Below are 17678 nucleotides of genomic sequence, written 5' to 3'. Positions count from 1 at the left end.
AAAAAAGGGGCGCTCTGCGCGCCCCTTACCGACTGACATCGAACGGCGTTACACCGTTTTGTACTCGGCTTCCGCCTGATCGAAACGCTCGGTCACGGTGGTGGAAGGCTGGCGGCCCATCAGGCTCACCACCACGATGGCAAGGCAACCCAGGATGAAGCCCGGGATGATTTCATACAGCCCCAGCCATTCGTACTGTTTCCAGACGATCACCGTCACCGCACCGACCAGCATACCGGCCAGCGCGCCGTTGCGGGTCATGCGCGACCACATCACCGAAATCAGCACCACCGGACCGAAGGCGGCGCCGAAACCGGCCCAGGCGTAGCTCACCAGGCCCAGCACGCGGTTCTCCGGGTTGGCCGCCAGCGCGATGGCGATCAACGCCACCACCAGCACCATCACGCGGCCGACCCACACCAGCTCGCGCTGGCTGGCGCCTTTACGCAGGAACGCCTTGTACAGGTCTTCGGTGATCGCGCTGGAGCACACCAGCAGCTGGCAGCTCAGGGTACTCATGACCGCCGCCAGAATCGCCGACAGCAGCACGCCTGCTACCCATGGGTTGAACAGCAGCATCGCCAGTTCGATGAACACGCGTTCCCCGTTCTGCGACACGTTACCGGCTTGATCCGGGTTGTTGGCGAAGTAAGCAATACCGAAGAAACCGACGGCGATGGTGCCGGCCAGGCACAGGATCATCCAGGTCATGCTGATGCGACGCGCGCTGCGGATGGTGCGGTGAGAATCCGCCGCCATGAAACGCGCCAGGATGTGCGGCTGGCCGAAGTAGCCCAGGCCCCACCCCAGCAGCGACAGGATGGCGACGAAGTTCAGCCCTTTCAGCATGTCGAGGTTGGCCGGGTTCTGCGCCTGGATCACCAGCATCGAGGTATCGATGCCGCCGACGGCGAAGATCACGATCACCGGCGTCAGGATCAGCGCGAAAATCATCAGGCTGGCCTGCACGGTGTCGGTCCAGCTTACCGCCAGGAAACCGCCGATAAAGGTATAGAGGATGGTCGCCGCGGCGCCGGCCCACAGGGCGGTTTCGTAGCTCATGCCGAAGGTGCTTTCGAACAGGCGCGCGCCGGCTACGATGCCGGAGGCGCAGTAAATGGTGAAGAACACCAGGATGACGATGGCCGAGATCACGCGCAGCAGCTTGCTGTTGTCTTCAAAGCGGCTGGTGAAATAATCCGGCAGCGTCAGGGCGTTGTTGTTGGCTTCGGTATGTACGCGCAGCCTTCCTGCCACCAGCTTCCAGTTCAGGTAAGCGCCGATGGTCAGGCCGATGGCGATCCAGCTTTCGGAGATGCCGGAGAGGAAGATGGCGCCCGGCAGGCCCATCAGCAACCAGCCGCTCATGTCGGAAGCGCCGGCGGACAGCGCGGTCACCACGCTGCCCAAACTGCGGCCGCCGAGAATATAGTCATCAAAGTTGTTGGTTGCCCGGTAGGCAAGCAGGCCGATCAGCACCATCCCGAAAATGTACACCAGGAAGGTCACCAGCATAGGTGTGCTCATTGTCATTTAATTCTCCACTTTCATTATTATTCGCGTTTCGCTCCGGCCAAGCCGGCGCCGGTAAACCCACGCGCAATGCATTTCACTGGCCGCCGCACCGGAACGTGGCGCAGCCTGCGAGCAAGTGCAGGTAAAATAGTTTCTGCCCGTAATTGTTGACCGTCGGTTATCCTAGATGAGCCTTTCATCAACCAACAAGATATTTAACAACAAAGTTACACAAAGTTTACCCTGCGTCACATTTACCGGGCTCAAAGGTTGCACTCACGACAAGCAAAATGAGTTGCACCTGGTTATTACCCTTATATACCGCAAGGTAAAGCGTCTGCGGCAGCATAAACCCCGCCGCATTCGCTCAATAACGCAACATTCGTGCCAACTGGCCATGTTAAAAAATCGATGAAACTCACACTTCGCTCATCAGCCTGATTTAACAAGGTTGCACAAAGTTGCAACATGCAGGATATTGTCTGCATTCTTGACACCACACATCTCACGAACCTATCCCAACAGGCTTTCCGGCCTGCTGTTTGTCTAGCCTGATGGGATAGGTTCTAAACACAGGAGTTGGATTGGCATGGGCACTACCACAATGGGCGTGAAACTCGACGAGGCAACACGCGACCGGATCAAGAGCGCCGCACAGCGCATCGATCGCACGCCGCACTGGCTCATCAAGCAGGCCATCTTTAATTACCTCGAGCGTCTCGAGAGCGGTTCCGATATTCCTGAAATTCCAGCGCTGGCCGCTGCGGGCCAGCCTGAAGCGGACGACATTATGCCGCAAGCGCAGGAAGAGTCACACCAGCCATTCCTCGATTTTGCCGAACAAATTCTGCCGCAGTCGGTTACCCGCGCCGCCATCACCGCCGCCTATCGTCGCCCGGAGACCGAAGCGGTGCCGATGTTGCTCGAACAGGCGCGATTACCCGCCGATCTTGCACAGGCCACTCACAAAATGGCCTATGGTATCGCCGAGAAGTTGCGTAACCAAAAAAGTGCAAACGGCCGCGCCGGCATGGTGCAAGGCCTGCTGCAAGAGTTCTCCCTCTCTTCGCAGGAAGGCGTGGCGCTGATGTGCCTGGCGGAAGCGCTGCTGCGCATTCCGGACAAACCGACCCGCGATGCCCTGATCCGCGACAAGATCAGCAACGGCAACTGGCACTCGCACCTCGGGCGCAGCCCGTCGCTGTTCGTCAACGCCGCGACCTGGGGCCTGCTGTTCACCGGCAAGCTGGTGTCCACGCATAACGAAGCCAATCTGTCCCGTTCGCTGAACCGCATTATCGGCAAGAGCGGCGAACCGCTGATCCGCAAAGGCGTGGACATGGCGATGCGCCTGATGGGCGAACAGTTCGTGACCGGCGAAACCATCGCCGAAGCGCTGGCCAACGCGCGCAAGCTCGAGGAAAAAGGCTTCCGCTACTCCTACGACATGCTGGGCGAAGCCGCCCTGACCGAAGCCGACGCGCAGGCCTACCTGGTTTCCTACCAGCAGGCGATCCACGCCATCGGCAAAGCCTCCAACGGCCGCGGCATCTATGAAGGCCCCGGCATCTCCATCAAGCTGTCCGCCCTGCACCCGCGCTACAGCCGCGCGCAGTACGAACGCGTCATGGAAGAGCTCTACCCGCGCCTGCTGTCGCTGACCCTGCAGGCACGCCAGTACGATATCGGCATCAACATCGATGCCGAAGAGGCCGACCGCCTGGAGATCTCGCTCGATCTGCTGGAGAAGCTGTGCTTCGAACCGCAGCTGGCCGGCTGGAATGGCATCGGCTTCGTGATCCAGGCCTACCAAAAACGCTGTCCGTTCGCCATCGACGCGGTGATCGACATGGCGCAACGCAGCCGCCGTCGCCTGATGATCCGTCTGGTGAAGGGCGCCTACTGGGACAGCGAAATCAAACGCGCCCAGATGGACGGCCTGGAAGGCTACCCGGTCTACACTCGCAAGGTCTATACCGACGTTTCCTACCTGGCCTGCGCCCGCAAGCTGCTGTCGGTGCCGAACCTGATTTATCCGCAGTTCGCGACCCACAACGCCCATACCCTGAGCGCCATCTATCATCTGGCCGGCAACAACTACTACCCTGGCCAGTATGAGTTCCAGTGCCTGCACGGCATGGGTGAGCCGCTGTACGAGCAGGTGGTGGGTAAAGTGGCCGACGGCAAACTGAACCGCCCTTGCCGCATCTATGCGCCGGTCGGCACCCATGAAACGCTGCTGGCATACCTGGTGCGCCGCCTGCTGGAAAACGGCGCCAATACCTCGTTCGTCAACCGCATCGCCGATGCCACCCTGCCGCTCGACGAGCTGGTGGCCGATCCGGTCAGCGCCGTGGAAGCGCTGGCAGCCAGCGAAGGCCAGATTGGCCTGCCGCATCCGCGCATTCCGCTGCCGCGCGAGCTGTACGGCGAGAAACGCACTAACTCCAGCGGTCTGGATCTGTCCAACGAACAGCGTCTGGCCTCGCTCTCCAGCGCCCTGCTCACCAGCGCCAGCCATCCGTGGCGCGCGGAACCGATCATCGACGCCGAATTGGATCAGGGCGTGGAGCAACCGGTGATTAACCCGGCCGAGCCGGGCGATGTGGTCGGCTATGTGCGTGAAGCCACCGAAGGCGAAGTCAGCCGTGCGCTCGACGCCGCCGCGGCCGCCGGCCCAATCTGGTTCGCTACGCCGCCGACGGAGCGCGCCGCGATCCTCGAACGCGCCGCCGAGCTGATGGAGAGCCAGCTGCAAAGCCTGCTGGGCATTCTGGTGCGTGAAGCGGGTAAAACCTTCAACAACGCCATCGCCGAAGTGCGCGAAGCGGTGGACTTCCTGCACTACTACGCCGGCCAGGTGCGCGACGATTTCGCCAACGACAGCCACCGTCCGCTGGGCCCAGTGGTCTGCATCAGCCCGTGGAACTTCCCGCTGGCGATCTTCACCGGCCAAATCGCCGCGGCGCTGGCGGCGGGCAACAGCGTGCTGGCCAAACCGGCCGAGCAAACGCCGCTGGTCGCCGCGCAGGCGGTGCGCATCCTGCTGGAAGCCGGCATTCCGCAAGGCGTGCTGCAGCTGCTGCCGGGCCAGGGTGAAACCGTCGGCTCAACGCTGGTCAACGATGCCCGCGTCCGCGGCGTGATGTTTACCGGTTCCACCGACGTCGCCGGCATTCTGCAGCGCAGCATCGCCGGTCGCCTGGATCCGCAAGGCCGTCCGACGCCGCTGATCGCCGAAACCGGCGGCCTGAACGCCATGATCGTCGACTCTTCGGCCCTGACCGAACAAGTCGTCACCGACGTGGTGGCCTCCGCCTTCGACAGCGCCGGCCAGCGCTGCTCCGCGCTGCGTATCCTGTGCATTCAGGAAGACGTGGCCGAGCACACGCTGCAAATGCTGCGCGGCGCGATGGCCGAATGCCGCATGGGTAACCCGGAGCGCCTGTCTACCGACGTAGGCCCGGTGATCGACGCCGAAGCCAAAACCGGCATCGAACGCCACATCCAGGCGATGCGCGCCAAAGGCCGCAAGGTGTACCAGGCCGCCAAAGGCAGCGCGCAGGATGAGAAAGAGTGGGCGCGCGGCACCTTCATCAAACCGACGCTGATCGAACTCGACAGCTTCGACGAGCTGCAAAAAGAGATCTTTGGCCCGGTGCTGCACGTGGTGCGCTTCCAGCGCAACAATCTGGACGCGCTGGTCGATCAGATCAACGCCGCCGGTTATGGCCTGACGCTGGGCATTCACACCCGTATCGATGAAACCATCGCCCGGGTGACCGAACGCGCCAAGGTCGGCAACCTGTACGTCAACCGTAACATGGTTGGCGCGGTGGTCGGCGTGCAGCCGTTCGGCGGCGAAGGCCTGTCGGGCACCGGCCCGAAAGCCGGCGGCCCGCTGTACCTGTACCGTCTGCTGGCTAACCGTCCGGACGACGCGCTGCAGCGTACGCTGCACCGTCAGGACGACGAGCGCCCGATGGAAGCCACCGCGCGGCCGCAGCTGTTGGGCGCGCTGCAATCGCTGGAGAAATGGGCGGTCACCAGCCAACACGGCGAACTGGCGGCATTGGCGCAGCGCTATGCGGAGCTGGGCCAGGGCGGCACCGTACGTCCGCTGCCGGGCCCGACCGGCGAGCGCAATACCTATGCCCTGCTGCCGCGTGAACGCGTGCTGTGCCTGGCGGATAACGAAGCCGACGCGCTGATCCAGTTGGCCGCCGTGCTGGCGGTCGGCAGCAGCGCGCTGTGGCCGGAAGCGGAACTGCAGCGCAATCTGTTCCGCCGCTTGCCGAACGATGTGCAGGCGCGCATCGCCTTCAGCAAAGACTGGCAGCAGGACAAGGTCGAGTTCGACGCCGCCATCTACCACGGCGATGCCGACCAGCTGCGCACCCTGTGCGAGCAGATCGCGCAGCGCGGCGGCGCCATCGTCTCGGTGCAGGGCTTCGCTCACGGTGAAACCAACATCCTGTTGGAACGCCTGCTGATCGAGCGTTCGCTGAGCGTCAACACCGCCGCCGCCGGCGGTAACGCCAGCCTGATGACCATCGGTTAACGCATCGTCAAGGCGGCCATGCATGGCCGCCTGATTGGCTCACCGCTACGCAAACCCTGCACGTGTGCAGGGTTTTTTATTGCCCGCAGCCCGGTCAGCCGTTAGCGTCTTGCTATCCTGGCATGAGGATGCGGCGCCTCATGGGCGATAACAACAGGGTGAACTCAGAACGAATTAGTCTGCTTGCAAACCGTGGCAGAACGCTACTCGTCGCATTGACTCTCGGGTTCGGCAACATCCGGGATACGGTAGCCGCAGCGGATTTCTCGCCGCCGCCGCGCGAAACGCATTGTTGAAAAAGGAGTGAATGCGAACGGGGGAAGCTCCCCCGCCGTCTTATTGATTCAAGAATTTGTCGAGGAATTGCTGGGTACGCTGGTGCTGCGGGTTGGCGAACAGCGCTTTGGCCGGGCCCTGTTCAACGATGCGGCCGTGGTCCATAAAGATAACCCGGTCCGCCACGTCGCGGGCAAAACTCATCTCATGGGTGACGATCACCATGGTGCGTTTCTCTTCCGCCAGTGAGCGCATGGTATTGAGCACTTCCCCCACCAGCTCGGGATCGAGCGCCGACGTCGGCTCATCGAACAGAATCACCTCCGGCTGCATCGCCAGCGCGCGCGCAATAGCCACCCGCTGCTGTTGGCCACCGGACAGCCGCCGCGGATAAGCCTGCTCCTTGCCGCTTAGTCCCACCTTGGCCAGCAACGCGCGAGCGCGCTGTTCCGCGCTGGCCTTCGCCTCGCCCTTGACGACCACCGGCCCTTCGATGATGTTTTCCAACACCGAACGGTGCGGGAACAGGTTGAAGTTCTGGAACACGAAACCGACCTGCTGGCGCAGCGCTCGTACCTGATTTTTCTGTTTGCTCAGCGGCTTGCTGCCGTCGATCAGGATATCGCCGACGCGAATGGTGCCGGAATCCGGCTCCTCCAGCAGGTTAATGCAGCGCAATAAGGTGGTTTTCCCCGAGCCGCTCGGCCCGATGATCGCCACCACTTCGCCGGCGTCCACCGCCAGATCGATCCCATGCAGTACCGTCTGACCCTTGAACTGCTTGGTCAATTGCTTAACTTCAATGGCACTCATGCGCTACTCCTGATCCTGGCGATTAACGTGGGCTTCCAGACGGTTTTGCAGCGCGGAAAGCAGGGTCGCCATCACCCAGTAAATCAGCGATGCCGCCAGGTACATGGTGAACACTTCCAGCGTGCGCGAGGTGATCAGCTGCGCCTGACGGAACAGTTCCGGCACCTGAATGGTGGCGGCCAGCGAGGTGTCTTTCACCAGGCCGATGAAGCTGTTGCCCAGCGGCGGCAAGGCGGTGCGCGCCGCCTGCGGCAGGATCACTCGGCGCAGGGTTTGCCAACGGGTCATGCCGATGCTGGCGGCGGCTTCCCACTGCCCTTTGTCGATCGACGAAATCGCCGCACGCAGCGTTTCCGAGGTGTAGGCGGCGGTATTGAGCGACAGGCCAATCAGCGCCGCCGGGAAAGGATCGAACTCGATGCCGAACTGCGGCAGACCGTAATAGATCATAAACAGCTGGGCGATCAACGGCGTACCGCGGAACAGCGACACGTAGATACGCGACAACCACGACAGCGGCCACAGCGGCGAAAGGCGCATCAGCGCCAGCAGAAAACCGAGCAGCAACCCCAACGCCATGCCGCCCAGGCTGAGCTGAAGCGTCAGTATTGCGCCCTTCAATAAAAATGGCGCTGAATCCAGCGCCAGTTGAATACTTTCGTGCATTATTTAGTTACGTCCGCGCCAAACCATTTCTCGGAGATCTTCGCCATCGTGCCGTCTTTTTGCATCTCGGCGATCGCCTGGTCAATCGCGGCCAGCAGCTCTGGGTTGTTCTTGCGCAGCGCCACGCCGGACTCCTGACGAGAGAACGCCGGGCCGGCTACCGCCAAGGTATCGCCGGTTTTCTTCACCAGATCCAGCGCCGCCAGGCGATCCACCAGAATGGCGTTGATGCGGCCAACGCGCAGATCCTGATACTTGGTCGGGTCGTCGTCGTAGGTACGCACGTCCACGCCCTGCACATTCGCGCGCAGCCATTGCTCATAGTTGGTGCCCAGGCCAACGCCGACCTTCTTGCCCTTCAGGTCTTCCGGCTTGGTGATGGTGCCTTCGTTGCCTTTTTTCACCAGCGCCTGAATACCGGAAACGGTGTAAGGGGTGGAGAAGTCATATTTCTTCTTGCGCTCATCGGAGAGCGTCACCTGGTTGATGACCACGTCGATGCGCTTCGAATCCAGCGAAGCCAGCATGCCGTCCCACTTGGTCGGGTTCAGCTTGGCCTTCACGCCCAGATGTTCCGCCAGCGCGTTGGCGAAATCCACTTCGAAACCGGTCAGCTTGCCGTCTTCCCCCTGGAAGCTGAACGGCGGATAGGTGCCTTCCAGGCCGACGATCAGCGTGCCGCGCTGCTTCACCTGCTGCAGCAGATTGTCGGCAGCGTAGGCTTGGGTCGCCAAACCGGCGGCCAACGCGACGCCCACCACGCCCAACAGCCATTGACGACGAACTTTTGCAAACATCATAAACACCCCTGTGTGTTATTTATCTTTTTTGATATCAGCACTTTAACAGTGCGACCGCCCGCATAAAGGAATATAACTTTATAAATATAGTTCAAAATGGAATAACAAGCGGTGTTTACACCTGTGGATGGTAGGCGAACAGCGCCGGCGCGCCGCCGGTGTGAACGAACAGAATAGGGCCTTCATCGCGGAAGCGCCGCTGGGCGATGCCGTCGATCAAACCGGCCATCGCTTTGCCGGTGTACACCGGATCCAGCAATACGCCTTCTTGCTGCGCCAGCAGCTGCACCGCCGCCATGCCCTCTTCGTTCGGCATGCCGTATTGCGGCGCGAAGTAATCGTCCCACAGCGCGATCGGCGCCAGTTCGTCGATATTCAGCGAACAGGCCAGAGCTTTCTGGATCTGCTCCACTTTCGGCAGCTGATCGATCACGGTACGCGAGACGGTCACGCCGATCAGTTCGGTTTCCGGCAGCAGCTGCTGCAGCCCCACCGCCAGCCCGGCGTGGGTGCCGGCGCTGCCGGACGCCACCACCACCGAACTGAACGCCACGTTGCTGCGTTGGCTCTGCTCGGCGATTTCCAATGCGCACTGTACGTATCCCAGCGCGCCCAGGGCATTGGAACCGCCCACCGGCACCACGTAAGGCCGGAAGCCCTGCGCCTCAAGGCGCGTCGCCAGCTCCGCCAGCTGCTGCTGCGGATCGTGCAGCGCTTCGCACATCACCACCTCGGCGTTGAACAGGCCGAGCAACAGGCGGTTGCCGTTGGTCAGGTAGTTTTCCGCGCGGGTATCGATAGGGTTTTCCAGTAGCGCGACGCAGTGCAGGCCCAGTTTCGCCGCCACCGCCGCCGTCTGGCGCACGTGGTTGGATTGAATGGCGCCGGCGGTGACCAGCGTATCGGCACCTTGACGCAGCGCGTCGGCGGCCAAAAACTCAAGCTTTCTCAGTTTGTTGCCGCCCATGGCCATAGGAGTGACATCGTCACGTTTAAGGTAGATTTCGCGGCCGAGGTAATCGGAGAGACGGGACAGCTTTTCGAGCGGTGTGGCGGTGCCAACCAGATCCAGACGCGGAAATTGCGCCAGTTGTTGTTGCAGGTTCACTACTTCCCCCCAGGGAATCGAATATCAACATCTGATAACCGATAGATTTAGCAGATGTGAACTGAATAATCATCCTTTATCACGGGGGAAACAGCAGGCCCCGGCCCAGCGGCCGGGGAAAAGTCTCAGTAGCTGCGCTGCCAGGCGAGATACTGATCGTATTTGCGCAGCGCAATGCGGTAGTTGTTGTGCGCCGCGGTAGGCAGATCGTCGATGATGCGCTGATGGCTGGCGCTGCTGGCGAATTTATCCGCCGGGTAGTTGCGCGCCACCAGCATTTCGTCCAGCCGGCGCAGCCGCACCACATACTCGCGGATGGTGCTGTGGCTCATCTCGGTCTGCTCGAACAGATACTGTTTGAACGCCATGATGTCGAAATAGCTCGGGTGGCTGTTGCAGGAGATCTCGCTGCAGAAGCGGCACAGCGCGGTCAGCTCGTGCTGCACGTTTTGCCAGACCGCATCGTCGATCGGCTGATCCATGCGCGCGATGGCTTCTTTATTGATAATCTTGCCGCGAAACACCAGCGCCATGCGGTCCAACAGTTTGCCACACTGGGAGCAATGGGTCTGGCTGTGCTTGTAGTCTTTCAGGTAACGGCTAAGCGGCCGTTTCTTCAACAGTATTCCTGGCATAAAGGGCAGTCCGATTGTCGCATGAGTCATCGAGTTGAGGGGCGGTGGGCCGCCGTCAGGTATCGTTCGCCAGCCGCGCGCGCAGCCGTTTGATCGCCTGACTGTGCAGTTGGCTGACGCGGGATTCCCCGACGTCCAGCACGGCGCCGATCTCTTTGAGATTCAACTCTTCCTGGTAATACAGCGTCAGCACCATTTTTTCGCGCTCCGGCAACGCCTCGATGGCGTCGATCACCCGCTGGCGCAGGCTGCCTTCCAACAGGTGATGCAGCGGGTTGGCCTCTTCATGCCCTTCCAGCATCGGTTCCGCGTTCTCGCCATGCTCTTCGCGCCATTCGTCGTAGGAGAAAAGCTGGCTGTTATTGGTGTCCAACAGAATTTGACGGTACTCATCCAGCGAGATATTCAGCGTCTGCGCCACTTCCGTCTCGCTCGCCGGGCGGCCGTAACGCTGTTCCAGTTGCCGCATCACCTGCGCGACCTCGCGCGCATGGCGCCGCACGCTGCGCGGCACCCAGTCGCGGCTGCGCAGCTCGTCGAGCATCGCGCCGCGAATGCGTTGCACCGCATAGGTGGTAAAGGCGGTTCCTTGTAGGGCGTCATAACGCTCAACGGCGTTCAATAGCCCGATTCCCCCGGCCTGCAGCAAGTCGTCAAGCTCCACGCTGGCGGGCAGCCTGACCTGCAGGCGCAACGCCTCGTGGCGCACTAACGGGACGTAGCGCAGCCAGAGAGAATTTTTGTCCATCACGCCTTCGGCGGTATACAGATCGCTCACTATGTCTTAAACCTGCGGATAAGAGAGTCAGCGCTATTATGCGTAGGGGGCGGAATGCCAATCGGCTGAACAGTCGCACAAAACGGGCTTTATTTGCGCCATGTAATAACCGCGCGGTGCGCGAGCATAAAAAAACCCCGCCGAAGCGGGGTTTCTTTGCGACAGTTAATCGGGAGAGACGATTAACGCAGCAGGGACAGCACGTTCTGAGTAGACTGGTTAGCCTGTGCCAGAACAGAGGTGCCAGCCTGTTGCAGGATGTTGGCACGGCTCATGTTGGACACTTCGGTCGCGTAGTCAGCATCCTGGATACGGGACTGAGAAGCGGACAGGTTGTTAACGGTGCTGTTCAGGTTGTTGATAACAGAATCGAAACGGTTCTGTACCGCACCCAGGGAAGAACGCAGGGAGTCAACCTGAGACAGCGCTTTGTCCAGGGTTGCCAGCGGGTCGGCAGTTTTTGGCTCGGTGGACTGCTCAGCGCCCTTGGTCACTTTACCGGCTGCGTCTACGGTCGCCTTGAAGTATTTGGCATCGGCACCGGTACCTTCCTGGATCACGTAAGATTTGCCGTTGTCGTAAGAGCGCAGGTTAGCCGCATCAGGACCGGTAGGAGCCACTTCTTTCTCAATGCTGGTTACCGCAGTGCCGCCGGTTGGTTTAGTGGCTTCTTTGGTGCCAACGGATTTCAGGTCGCCGGTCGCTTTATCGAAAGTTGCTTTGTAGTAGTCGCCATCGGCGTTGATAGCGAATACATCGTCACCAACTTTCTCATAGCTGGCAATATCTTTACCACCGGCTTGAACGGTACCGGTGTTGATTGCCACGCTGGTGCCGGTTTTCACGGTAGCAGGTGCAGCGGCAGCTACTTTGGTTTTATCAATGCCATCGGCCACGCTGAACTTTTCCAGACCCAGAGTTTTAGCATTGATGTCTTTCAGTTCGATATCGATGGTTTCGCCGTCGTTCGCGCCAACCTGGATGGTCAGTTTCTGATCTGCGCTCAGTACTTTCACGCCGTTGAAATCAGTCTGCTCGGAGATGCGGTTGATTTCAGACAGACGCTGAGAGATCTCGTCCTGGATGGACTGCAGGTCGCTGGAAGAGTTGGAACCGTTCTGAGACTGTACGGTCAGACGACGGATGTTCTGCAGGTTGTCGTTAACTTCGTTCAGTGCGCCTTCAGTGGTCTGCGCCAGGGAGATACCGTCGTTGGCGTTGCGAGAAGCCTGAGTCAGACCCTTGATGTTCGCGGTGAAACGGTTGGAGATAGCCTGACCCGCAGCATCGTCTTTCGCGCTGTTGATACGCAGACCGGAAGACAGACGCTCAATCGCAGTACCCAGAGAAGACTGAGATTTGTTCAGGTTGTTCTGCGCCATCAGCGACAGGCTGTTAGTGTTAATTACTTGTGCCATTGTTTGCTTTCCTTACGAGTCAGTTGCGTTCTTCGCAACACAGTTAAAAGGTTCGGGCTTGTTTGCCCACGGCGTCAACCACCGTCCCCTCAGGTATCGGCCCTCCCCTAACAACCTTTAGCAATTTTTTAAAATTTTTTGCGCCAGGGGCAATGGCAGAAATAACGCGGTTTTTCCCTCCTCTATTGCGCCATCGTTTTTTTGTTTTTTTCGGTAAACTTTTTCATCACTGGGCCGATAACGCGTAAAGCGAATAAAGTCATTACCAAGGAGAAACACGAATGGCATCGATCAGTTCATTAGGCATCGGCTCAGGACTCGACCTTAACGGTTTGCTCGACAAGCTGACCAAAGCGGAACAACAGCGCCTGACGCCGTACACCACCCAGCAGACCAGCTACAACGCCCAGCTAACCGCTTACGGCACGCTGAAAGGCGCACTGGAGAAGTTTGACAATCTGAGCAAAGATCTGGCCAAGCCAGAGTTCTTCAACAACACCACCGCCACCAAGCACGATCAGTTTACCGTGACCACCACCGACAAGTCGGTACCGGGCAACTATTCGATTGAGGTCTTGAAACTGGCACAGCCGCAAACGCTGACCACTCAGACGCCGATCGCCGACCAGCAGGCCAAGCTGGGCACGCCGGGCAGCAGCGATCGTTCCATATCTATTACGGCAGGCAACCCGCCGAAAGAGACCAAGATCCCGCTCGGTGACGATCAGACCTCGCTGGTCGAGATGCGCGACGCCATCAACAAATCGAAATCCGGCGTTACCGCCAGCATCATGCGCGTCGGCGACAATGACTATCAACTGGCATTGAGCTCCACCACGCCCGGCGAAAAAAACACCATTGCGGTGCAGGTCAATAACGACGACAAGCTCGGCGCCATCCTCAACTACGATCCTAAAAAACCGCCGAAAGATGGCAGCACCGCGATGAAACAAACCGTGCCCGGGCAGGATGCGGAAATTATCGTCAACGGCACGAAAATCAAACGCAGCACCAACTCGATCGCCGATGCCTTGCAGGGCGTAACGCTCGACCTGAAAACCACCACCAAGTCCGGCGAACCGCAAAACCTAGTGATCGGCATCGACAAGAGCGGCAGCGCCGACAAGATTAAAGAGTGGGTGGATAACTACAACTCGCTGCTGGACACCTTTAATTCGCTGACCAAATACACGCCGGTCAAAAGCGGTGAAGCGCAGAATGCCAAGAACGGTGCGCTGCTGGGTGACAACACCCTGCGCGGTATCCAGTCCTCGATCAAAAGCGCCCTCAGCTCGGCGCAGGACAACCCGGAGTTGAAAGGCCTGGGCAACCTCGGCATCACCACCAACGTCAAAACCGGCAAGCTGGAAATCGACAGCACCAAGCTGAACAAAGCCATCGACGAAAAACCGGACCAGGTCGCCAACTTCTTCGCAGGTAACGGCAAAGACACCGGTATGGCCACCCAGATCCACAACGATATCCAAAGTTACATCAAGGCCGGCGGCATCATCGAGAACTCGACCAAGAGCATCAATACCAACCTCGATCGCCTGAACATCCAGATCACCACGGTCACGGCCAGCATTCAGAACACCATCGACCGCTATAAGCAGCAGTTCGTTCAGTTGGATACCATGATGTCCAAATTGAGCAGCACGGGTAACTATTTACAACAGCAATTCTCGGCAAAGTGATCCCTTAACCAGGCAACAGGTAAAGAAACAACATGTATAACAGAAGCGGCACTCAGGCCTATGCACAGGTCAGTCTGGAAAGCGGCGCCATGAGCGCCAGCCCGCACCAGTTAATCGTGATGTTGTTCGACGGGGCGCTCAGCGCCCTGCTTCGCGCACGCATCCTGATGAACCAGGGCGATATCGCCGGCAAAGGCCTGGCGCTGTCCAAAGCCATCAACATCATCGACAACGGCCTGAAAGGCGGTCTGGACCCTCAGCAGGGCGGCGAGATCGCCGAAAACCTGGCGGCGTTGTACGACTACATGAAGCGTCGGTTAATGCAGGCCAATCTGCATAACGACGAGGCGGCGATCGCCGAAGTGGTCAAGCTGCTGGAGAACATCGCCGACGCCTGGCGCCAGATCGGCCCCAACTACCAACCTTCGCAGGACGCCGTGTAATGGAACGTCAACAGCAGCTGTTAGCCGCTTATCAACAAATTTACAGCCTGAGCAGCCAGATGATCGCGCTGGCGCAAACCGGGCGCTGGGAAGAGCTCGTCGAACTCGAATTCGCCTACGTGACGGCGGTGGAAAAAACCGCCGCCTTTACCGGGCAAGCCGGCCCGTCTATGGCCTTGCAAGAGATGCTGCGCAATAAGCTGCAACAGATCCTCGACAACGAAACCGAGCTCAAGCGTCTGCTGCAGCAACGCATGGATGAGTTGAAAACGCTGATCGAGCAGTCCACGCGCCAGAACGTGGTCAACAATACCTACGGCCAATTTCATGACCGCGCGCTGTTGCTGGGGGAACCACAGGTCCGATAAGATCGACAATACTGACGAAAATGGATTAAATAGCACCATGCGCTATTACTCTCGGGTTACGTTAGGATATTAATCTATGGCATTTGAATTATTCAGTTTATGGGTAATTGGTAAAATGCGCGCTTCGAGCCTGGCTCTCACTTTAATGGATAAGCATCATCCCGACACGGACGTTTTCTGTTCAGCAGGAAATTGATTTTTGATAGATAAAACACGCCGCTGTGTTTCACAGCCCATGGAAAAATGTTGCTCCAACGCGGATCAAAGCGTAAAGATATTCCCAGATAATGGCTGCGAAATGAATATCGATGGAACGTACAATTAATCTCTGTCCAGGAATTGGTGCCTCAGCGCACATCGTTCAGCATACTGAATTATTATTCCCTTCAGTCTATTTTGAGCAACCACATCTGTATCTGATACAACAAGGCCATAAGCGCGTACGCTGGCAACAACACGAAGTGGTGGCTCATCCCGGCGAGCTGTTGATTATCGACGGGGGACAAACGGTGGATATTATTAACGGCCCCTCCGAAGAGGGCGTGTTCAGCTGTCAGTTGTTGACCTGCGACCCTCTGCTGCTCACTCTTCAGCCTCCGGCCGAGGAAACGCCGGCGCCGATGCCGTTCGACGCCGTCCTGGCGCTGCGCAATCTGCCCTGCGCCCTGAAGCACAGCTTTGAGACCACCAGCCTGGCGCTGGCGCTCCGGCAGCGTTTTCCCACCATCATCGTGCGGCACAAAATGCTGGAAATTCTGCTGTGGCTGGCCCAGTTCGGCATTCGCTTCATCCACAACGAAGCCAAAGACCTGACGCAGCGCGTGCGCCGCTGCCTGGCAACCGATCCGCACAGCATTTGGACCGCAGCCAAAGTCGCGGAGAGCCTGTCGATGAGTGAAGTGATGCTGCGCCGCAAACTGTCGATGGAAAATACCGCGTTGCGCAACCTGATGATCGACGTGCGCATGAGCAGTGCGCTGGCCCTGCTGCAATCCACCGACTGGCCGATATCCGCCATCGCACAACATGTCGGCTATGAAAGCGCGTCGCGTTTCGCCGAACGTTTTCGCAAGCGCTTCGGCTTTGCCCCCACCGCCATTCGCGGCCACCAAAGGATTATGGAACCTGGCCCCCTGGGGGCCGAAGCGATAGCCGCCGGAGAAACATAAATAGACGCGCAACAAAATGGCTTTATTTAGCACAGGTTCCTAACAGTTGTCACAACGCTGAGATAGGCTACGCAACGTCGAACCGCCGAAGAGCAAATTAAACGATGCGTAATGAAAAGCGATTATTTTCTCTGGCAATAATGTTGTTGGGGCTGTGGCTTTTAGCATTGCTGTATGAAGAAGACATGATGCGCTTACTTGCCGCACAATAAAATGGCCAGGCTTTTATCGCCTGGTCAGACTTCAGTCCAGTTTAACCAGAATGCCAATTAATACGGCGAGTACCGTCAGCATTAAAATACTGATCAGACGCCATCTGGATTCGCTTTTCGTGCTCATTGACCTGCCTCGAATAATAACCCTACTAATCAGGCCATAATAAACGGTCACCTGGGCATTCAATAAGCCTGACAGCGCCGTTTTCGTCCCTCTATTCGTTACATTAGCGCCCATTCCCTGTCAGTTGCGGCTCCGGCCCTTAGCGTTGTGATACCAACGGCGCCACAAGCGCCAATTTCCCCGGCAGCTCCGCCACCAGTTTGTCCACCGCCAGTCGCACCTTGAGCGGCTGATAAGGCATATAGGGCCATACCACATTCACCGGAAAACTGAGGCTGGACTCACCGCGCATGATCTCCACCAACGTCCCCGCCGCCAGCCGATCGCGGACCAGCCACTCCGGCAGCCAGGCAATACCGGCACCGGCGGAAACGGCATCGACGATCCCCTGCATGTCATCCATCATCATCTTGGCCGGTGGCCTGAACGATTGCAGCTCGCCGTTTTCGCCGCGAAGTTGCCAGGGCAACACCGCCCCCGCGTGCAGATACCCCACCGCCTGATGTCGGCTTAACGCGTCCACCGTGCTCGGTTCTCCGCTGCGCCGCAGGTAGTCGGGCGAAGCGCACAGGAGCATGCCGTGTTCACCCAGGCGCCGGGCAACCAGACTGCCGCTGTCCGCCAGCTCGCCGATGCGTACCGCCAGATCGAACCCCTCATCGATCAGATCGATCCTGCGGTCGCTGAACGAGATTTCCAGCGTCAACAACGGATGCTCATTCGCCAGCGCCGTCAGCAAGGGGGCGATGCACAGGTGGCCGAACAACACCGGCACCGAGACCCTGAGCCGGCCGCTGACCTGCATCTTGCCGCTGTCCAGCTGATTTTCCGCCGCCTGTATGTTCGCCAACGCCTGCCGGCAGTGCTCGTAGTACAGCGCCCCTTCATCCGTCAGGCTCAGGCTGCGCGTAGTGCGCATAAATAACATCACGCCGAGCCGCGCCTCCAGCCGCGACACGATTTTGCTGACCGCGGAGCGCGTCAGATGCAGTTTTTCTGCGGCGGCGGCAAAACTGCCGCCTTCCGCCACGGCGACAAAAGCCGGCAGCGCGCTGAGATCGCTTTTCATTTTACCGTTTCCAAATTGGAATC

The 17678-nt window shown here is 59.1% G+C and carries 14 protein-coding genes and 1 pseudogene; 6 read left to right on the top strand and 9 right to left on the bottom strand.

Annotated features, from left to right (window positions below):
* Nucleotides 1–48: 48 nt before the first annotated feature.
* Nucleotides 49–1533: a sodium/proline symporter PutP gene (gene putP / locus EKL15_RS14045; protein WP_203089814.1), complete on the bottom strand. Its 1485-nt coding sequence runs from the start codon at nt 1531–1533 to the stop codon at nt 49–51.
* A gap of 571 nt (nt 1534–2104) precedes the next feature.
* Here putP and putA point away from each other — a divergent pair.
* Complete coding sequence (gene putA / locus EKL15_RS14040) at nt 2105–6076, top strand: trifunctional transcriptional regulator/proline dehydrogenase/L-glutamate gamma-semialdehyde dehydrogenase (protein ID WP_055312424.1); 3972 nt, start codon at nt 2105–2107, stop codon at nt 6074–6076.
* 211 nt (nt 6077–6287) lie between these two features.
* Nucleotides 6288–6383 (top strand): annotated as a pseudogene (locus tag EKL15_RS24685) (type II toxin-antitoxin system HicB family antitoxin); the annotation flags it as partial.
* A gap of 29 nt (nt 6384–6412) precedes the next feature.
* On the opposite strand, the gene tcyN reads toward EKL15_RS24685, so the two are convergent.
* The 7 genes from tcyN to EKL15_RS14005 form a co-directional block, all read right to left on the bottom strand.
* Nucleotides 6413–7165, bottom strand: a complete 753-nt coding sequence (gene tcyN, locus EKL15_RS14035; RefSeq protein WP_060424097.1) for an L-cystine ABC transporter ATP-binding protein TcyN — start codon at nt 7163–7165, stop codon at nt 6413–6415.
* Nucleotides 7166–7168: 3 nt separating this feature from the next.
* On the bottom strand, nt 7169–7831 hold the full coding sequence (tcyL, locus tag EKL15_RS14030; protein ID WP_025303237.1) for a cystine ABC transporter permease: 663 nt from the start codon (nt 7829–7831) through the stop codon (nt 7169–7171).
* Nucleotides 7831–8631 (bottom strand): cystine ABC transporter substrate-binding protein, encoded by an 801-nt coding sequence (gene tcyJ / locus EKL15_RS14025; RefSeq protein WP_100395643.1) that lies wholly within the window; start codon nt 8629–8631, stop codon nt 7831–7833. Before tcyJ ends, tcyL begins: the two co-directional genes overlap by 1 nt.
* Nucleotides 8632–8746: 115 nt before the next feature.
* Complete coding sequence (locus tag EKL15_RS14020; RefSeq protein ID WP_025303239.1) at nt 8747–9739, bottom strand: D-cysteine desulfhydrase; 993 nt, start codon at nt 9737–9739, stop codon at nt 8747–8749.
* A 125-nt stretch (nt 9740–9864) separates the two neighbouring features.
* Entirely contained in the window at nt 9865–10374 is a 510-nt protein-coding gene (fliZ, locus tag EKL15_RS14015; RefSeq protein WP_025303240.1) for a flagella biosynthesis regulatory protein FliZ, read from the bottom strand.
* A 55-nt stretch (nt 10375–10429) separates the two neighbouring features.
* On the bottom strand, nt 10430–11152 hold the full coding sequence (locus EKL15_RS14010; RefSeq protein ID WP_004934752.1) for an RNA polymerase sigma factor FliA: 723 nt from the start codon (nt 11150–11152) through the stop codon (nt 10430–10432).
* Between the two features lie 182 nt (nt 11153–11334).
* Complete coding sequence (locus tag EKL15_RS14005) at nt 11335–12570, bottom strand: flagellin FliC (protein WP_060420830.1); 1236 nt, start codon at nt 12568–12570, stop codon at nt 11335–11337.
* 281 nt (nt 12571–12851) lie between these two features.
* On the opposite strand from EKL15_RS14005, the gene fliD reads away from it, so the two are divergent.
* The 4 genes from fliD to EKL15_RS13985 all read left to right on the top strand — a co-directional run bounded on the left by fliD (nt 12852) and on the right by EKL15_RS13985 (nt 16247).
* Nucleotides 12852–14267 carry a flagellar filament capping protein FliD gene (gene fliD, locus EKL15_RS14000; protein ID WP_187322516.1) on the top strand — a complete coding sequence of 472 codons (1416 nt, stop codon included), beginning with the start codon at nt 12852–12854 and terminating at the stop codon, nt 14265–14267.
* Nucleotides 14268–14299: 32 nt separating this feature from the next.
* Nucleotides 14300–14710 (top strand): flagellar export chaperone FliS, encoded by a 411-nt coding sequence (fliS, locus tag EKL15_RS13995; RefSeq protein WP_038876901.1) that lies wholly within the window; start codon nt 14300–14302, stop codon nt 14708–14710.
* On the top strand, nt 14710–15078 hold the full coding sequence (fliT, locus tag EKL15_RS13990; RefSeq protein WP_038876898.1) for a flagella biosynthesis regulatory protein FliT: 369 nt from the start codon (nt 14710–14712) through the stop codon (nt 15076–15078). Before fliS ends, fliT begins: the two co-directional genes overlap by 1 nt.
* Before the next feature lie 308 nt (nt 15079–15386).
* A complete protein-coding gene (locus EKL15_RS13985) occupies nt 15387–16247 on the top strand; it encodes a helix-turn-helix transcriptional regulator (protein ID WP_060420825.1) in 861 nt (286 codons plus the stop codon).
* A gap of 478 nt (nt 16248–16725) precedes the next feature.
* Here EKL15_RS13985 and EKL15_RS13980 read toward each other — a convergent pair whose 3' ends face one another.
* Nucleotides 16726–17655, bottom strand: a complete 930-nt coding sequence (locus EKL15_RS13980) for a LysR family transcriptional regulator (RefSeq protein WP_197808697.1) — start codon at nt 17653–17655, stop codon at nt 16726–16728.
* Nucleotides 17656–17678 lie beyond the last annotated feature (23 nt).

The organism is Serratia sp. 4542 (assembly GCF_016805595.1).
In the GTDB taxonomy this organism is placed as follows: domain Bacteria; phylum Pseudomonadota; class Gammaproteobacteria; order Enterobacterales; family Enterobacteriaceae; genus Serratia; species Serratia nevei.
The sequence above is the reverse complement of the archived record's forward strand: the minus strand, read 5'-3'. Positions and strand labels throughout refer to the sequence as shown.

Excerpts from the sequence above, each read along its gene's own strand:
- putP (WP_203089814.1), bottom strand. The coding sequence starts at position 1,533 with ATGACAATGAGCACACCTATGCTGGTGACCTTCCTGGTGTACATTTTC.
- putA (WP_055312424.1), top strand. The coding sequence starts at position 2,105 with ATGGGCACTACCACAATGGGCGTGAAACTCGACGAGGCAACACGCGAC.
- tcyN (WP_060424097.1), bottom strand. The coding sequence starts at position 7,165 with ATGAGTGCCATTGAAGTTAAGCAATTGACCAAGCAGTTCAAGGGTCAG.
- tcyL (WP_025303237.1), bottom strand. The coding sequence starts at position 7,831 with ATGCACGAAAGTATTCAACTGGCGCTGGATTCAGCGCCATTTTTATTG.
- tcyJ (WP_100395643.1), bottom strand. The coding sequence starts at position 8,631 with ATGATGTTTGCAAAAGTTCGTCGTCAATGGCTGTTGGGCGTGGTGGGC.
- fliZ (WP_025303240.1), bottom strand. The coding sequence starts at position 10,374 with ATGCCAGGAATACTGTTGAAGAAACGGCCGCTTAGCCGTTACCTGAAA.
- EKL15_RS14005 (WP_060420830.1), bottom strand. The coding sequence starts at position 12,570 with ATGGCACAAGTAATTAACACTAACAGCCTGTCGCTGATGGCGCAGAAC.
- fliD (WP_187322516.1), top strand. The coding sequence starts at position 12,852 with ATGGCATCGATCAGTTCATTAGGCATCGGCTCAGGACTCGACCTTAAC.
- fliS (WP_038876901.1), top strand. The coding sequence starts at position 14,300 with ATGTATAACAGAAGCGGCACTCAGGCCTATGCACAGGTCAGTCTGGAA.
- fliT (WP_038876898.1), top strand. The coding sequence starts at position 14,710 with ATGGAACGTCAACAGCAGCTGTTAGCCGCTTATCAACAAATTTACAGC.
- EKL15_RS13985 (WP_060420825.1), top strand. The coding sequence starts at position 15,387 with ATGGAACGTACAATTAATCTCTGTCCAGGAATTGGTGCCTCAGCGCAC.
- EKL15_RS13980 (WP_197808697.1), bottom strand. The coding sequence starts at position 17,655 with ATGAAAAGCGATCTCAGCGCGCTGCCGGCTTTTGTCGCCGTGGCGGAA.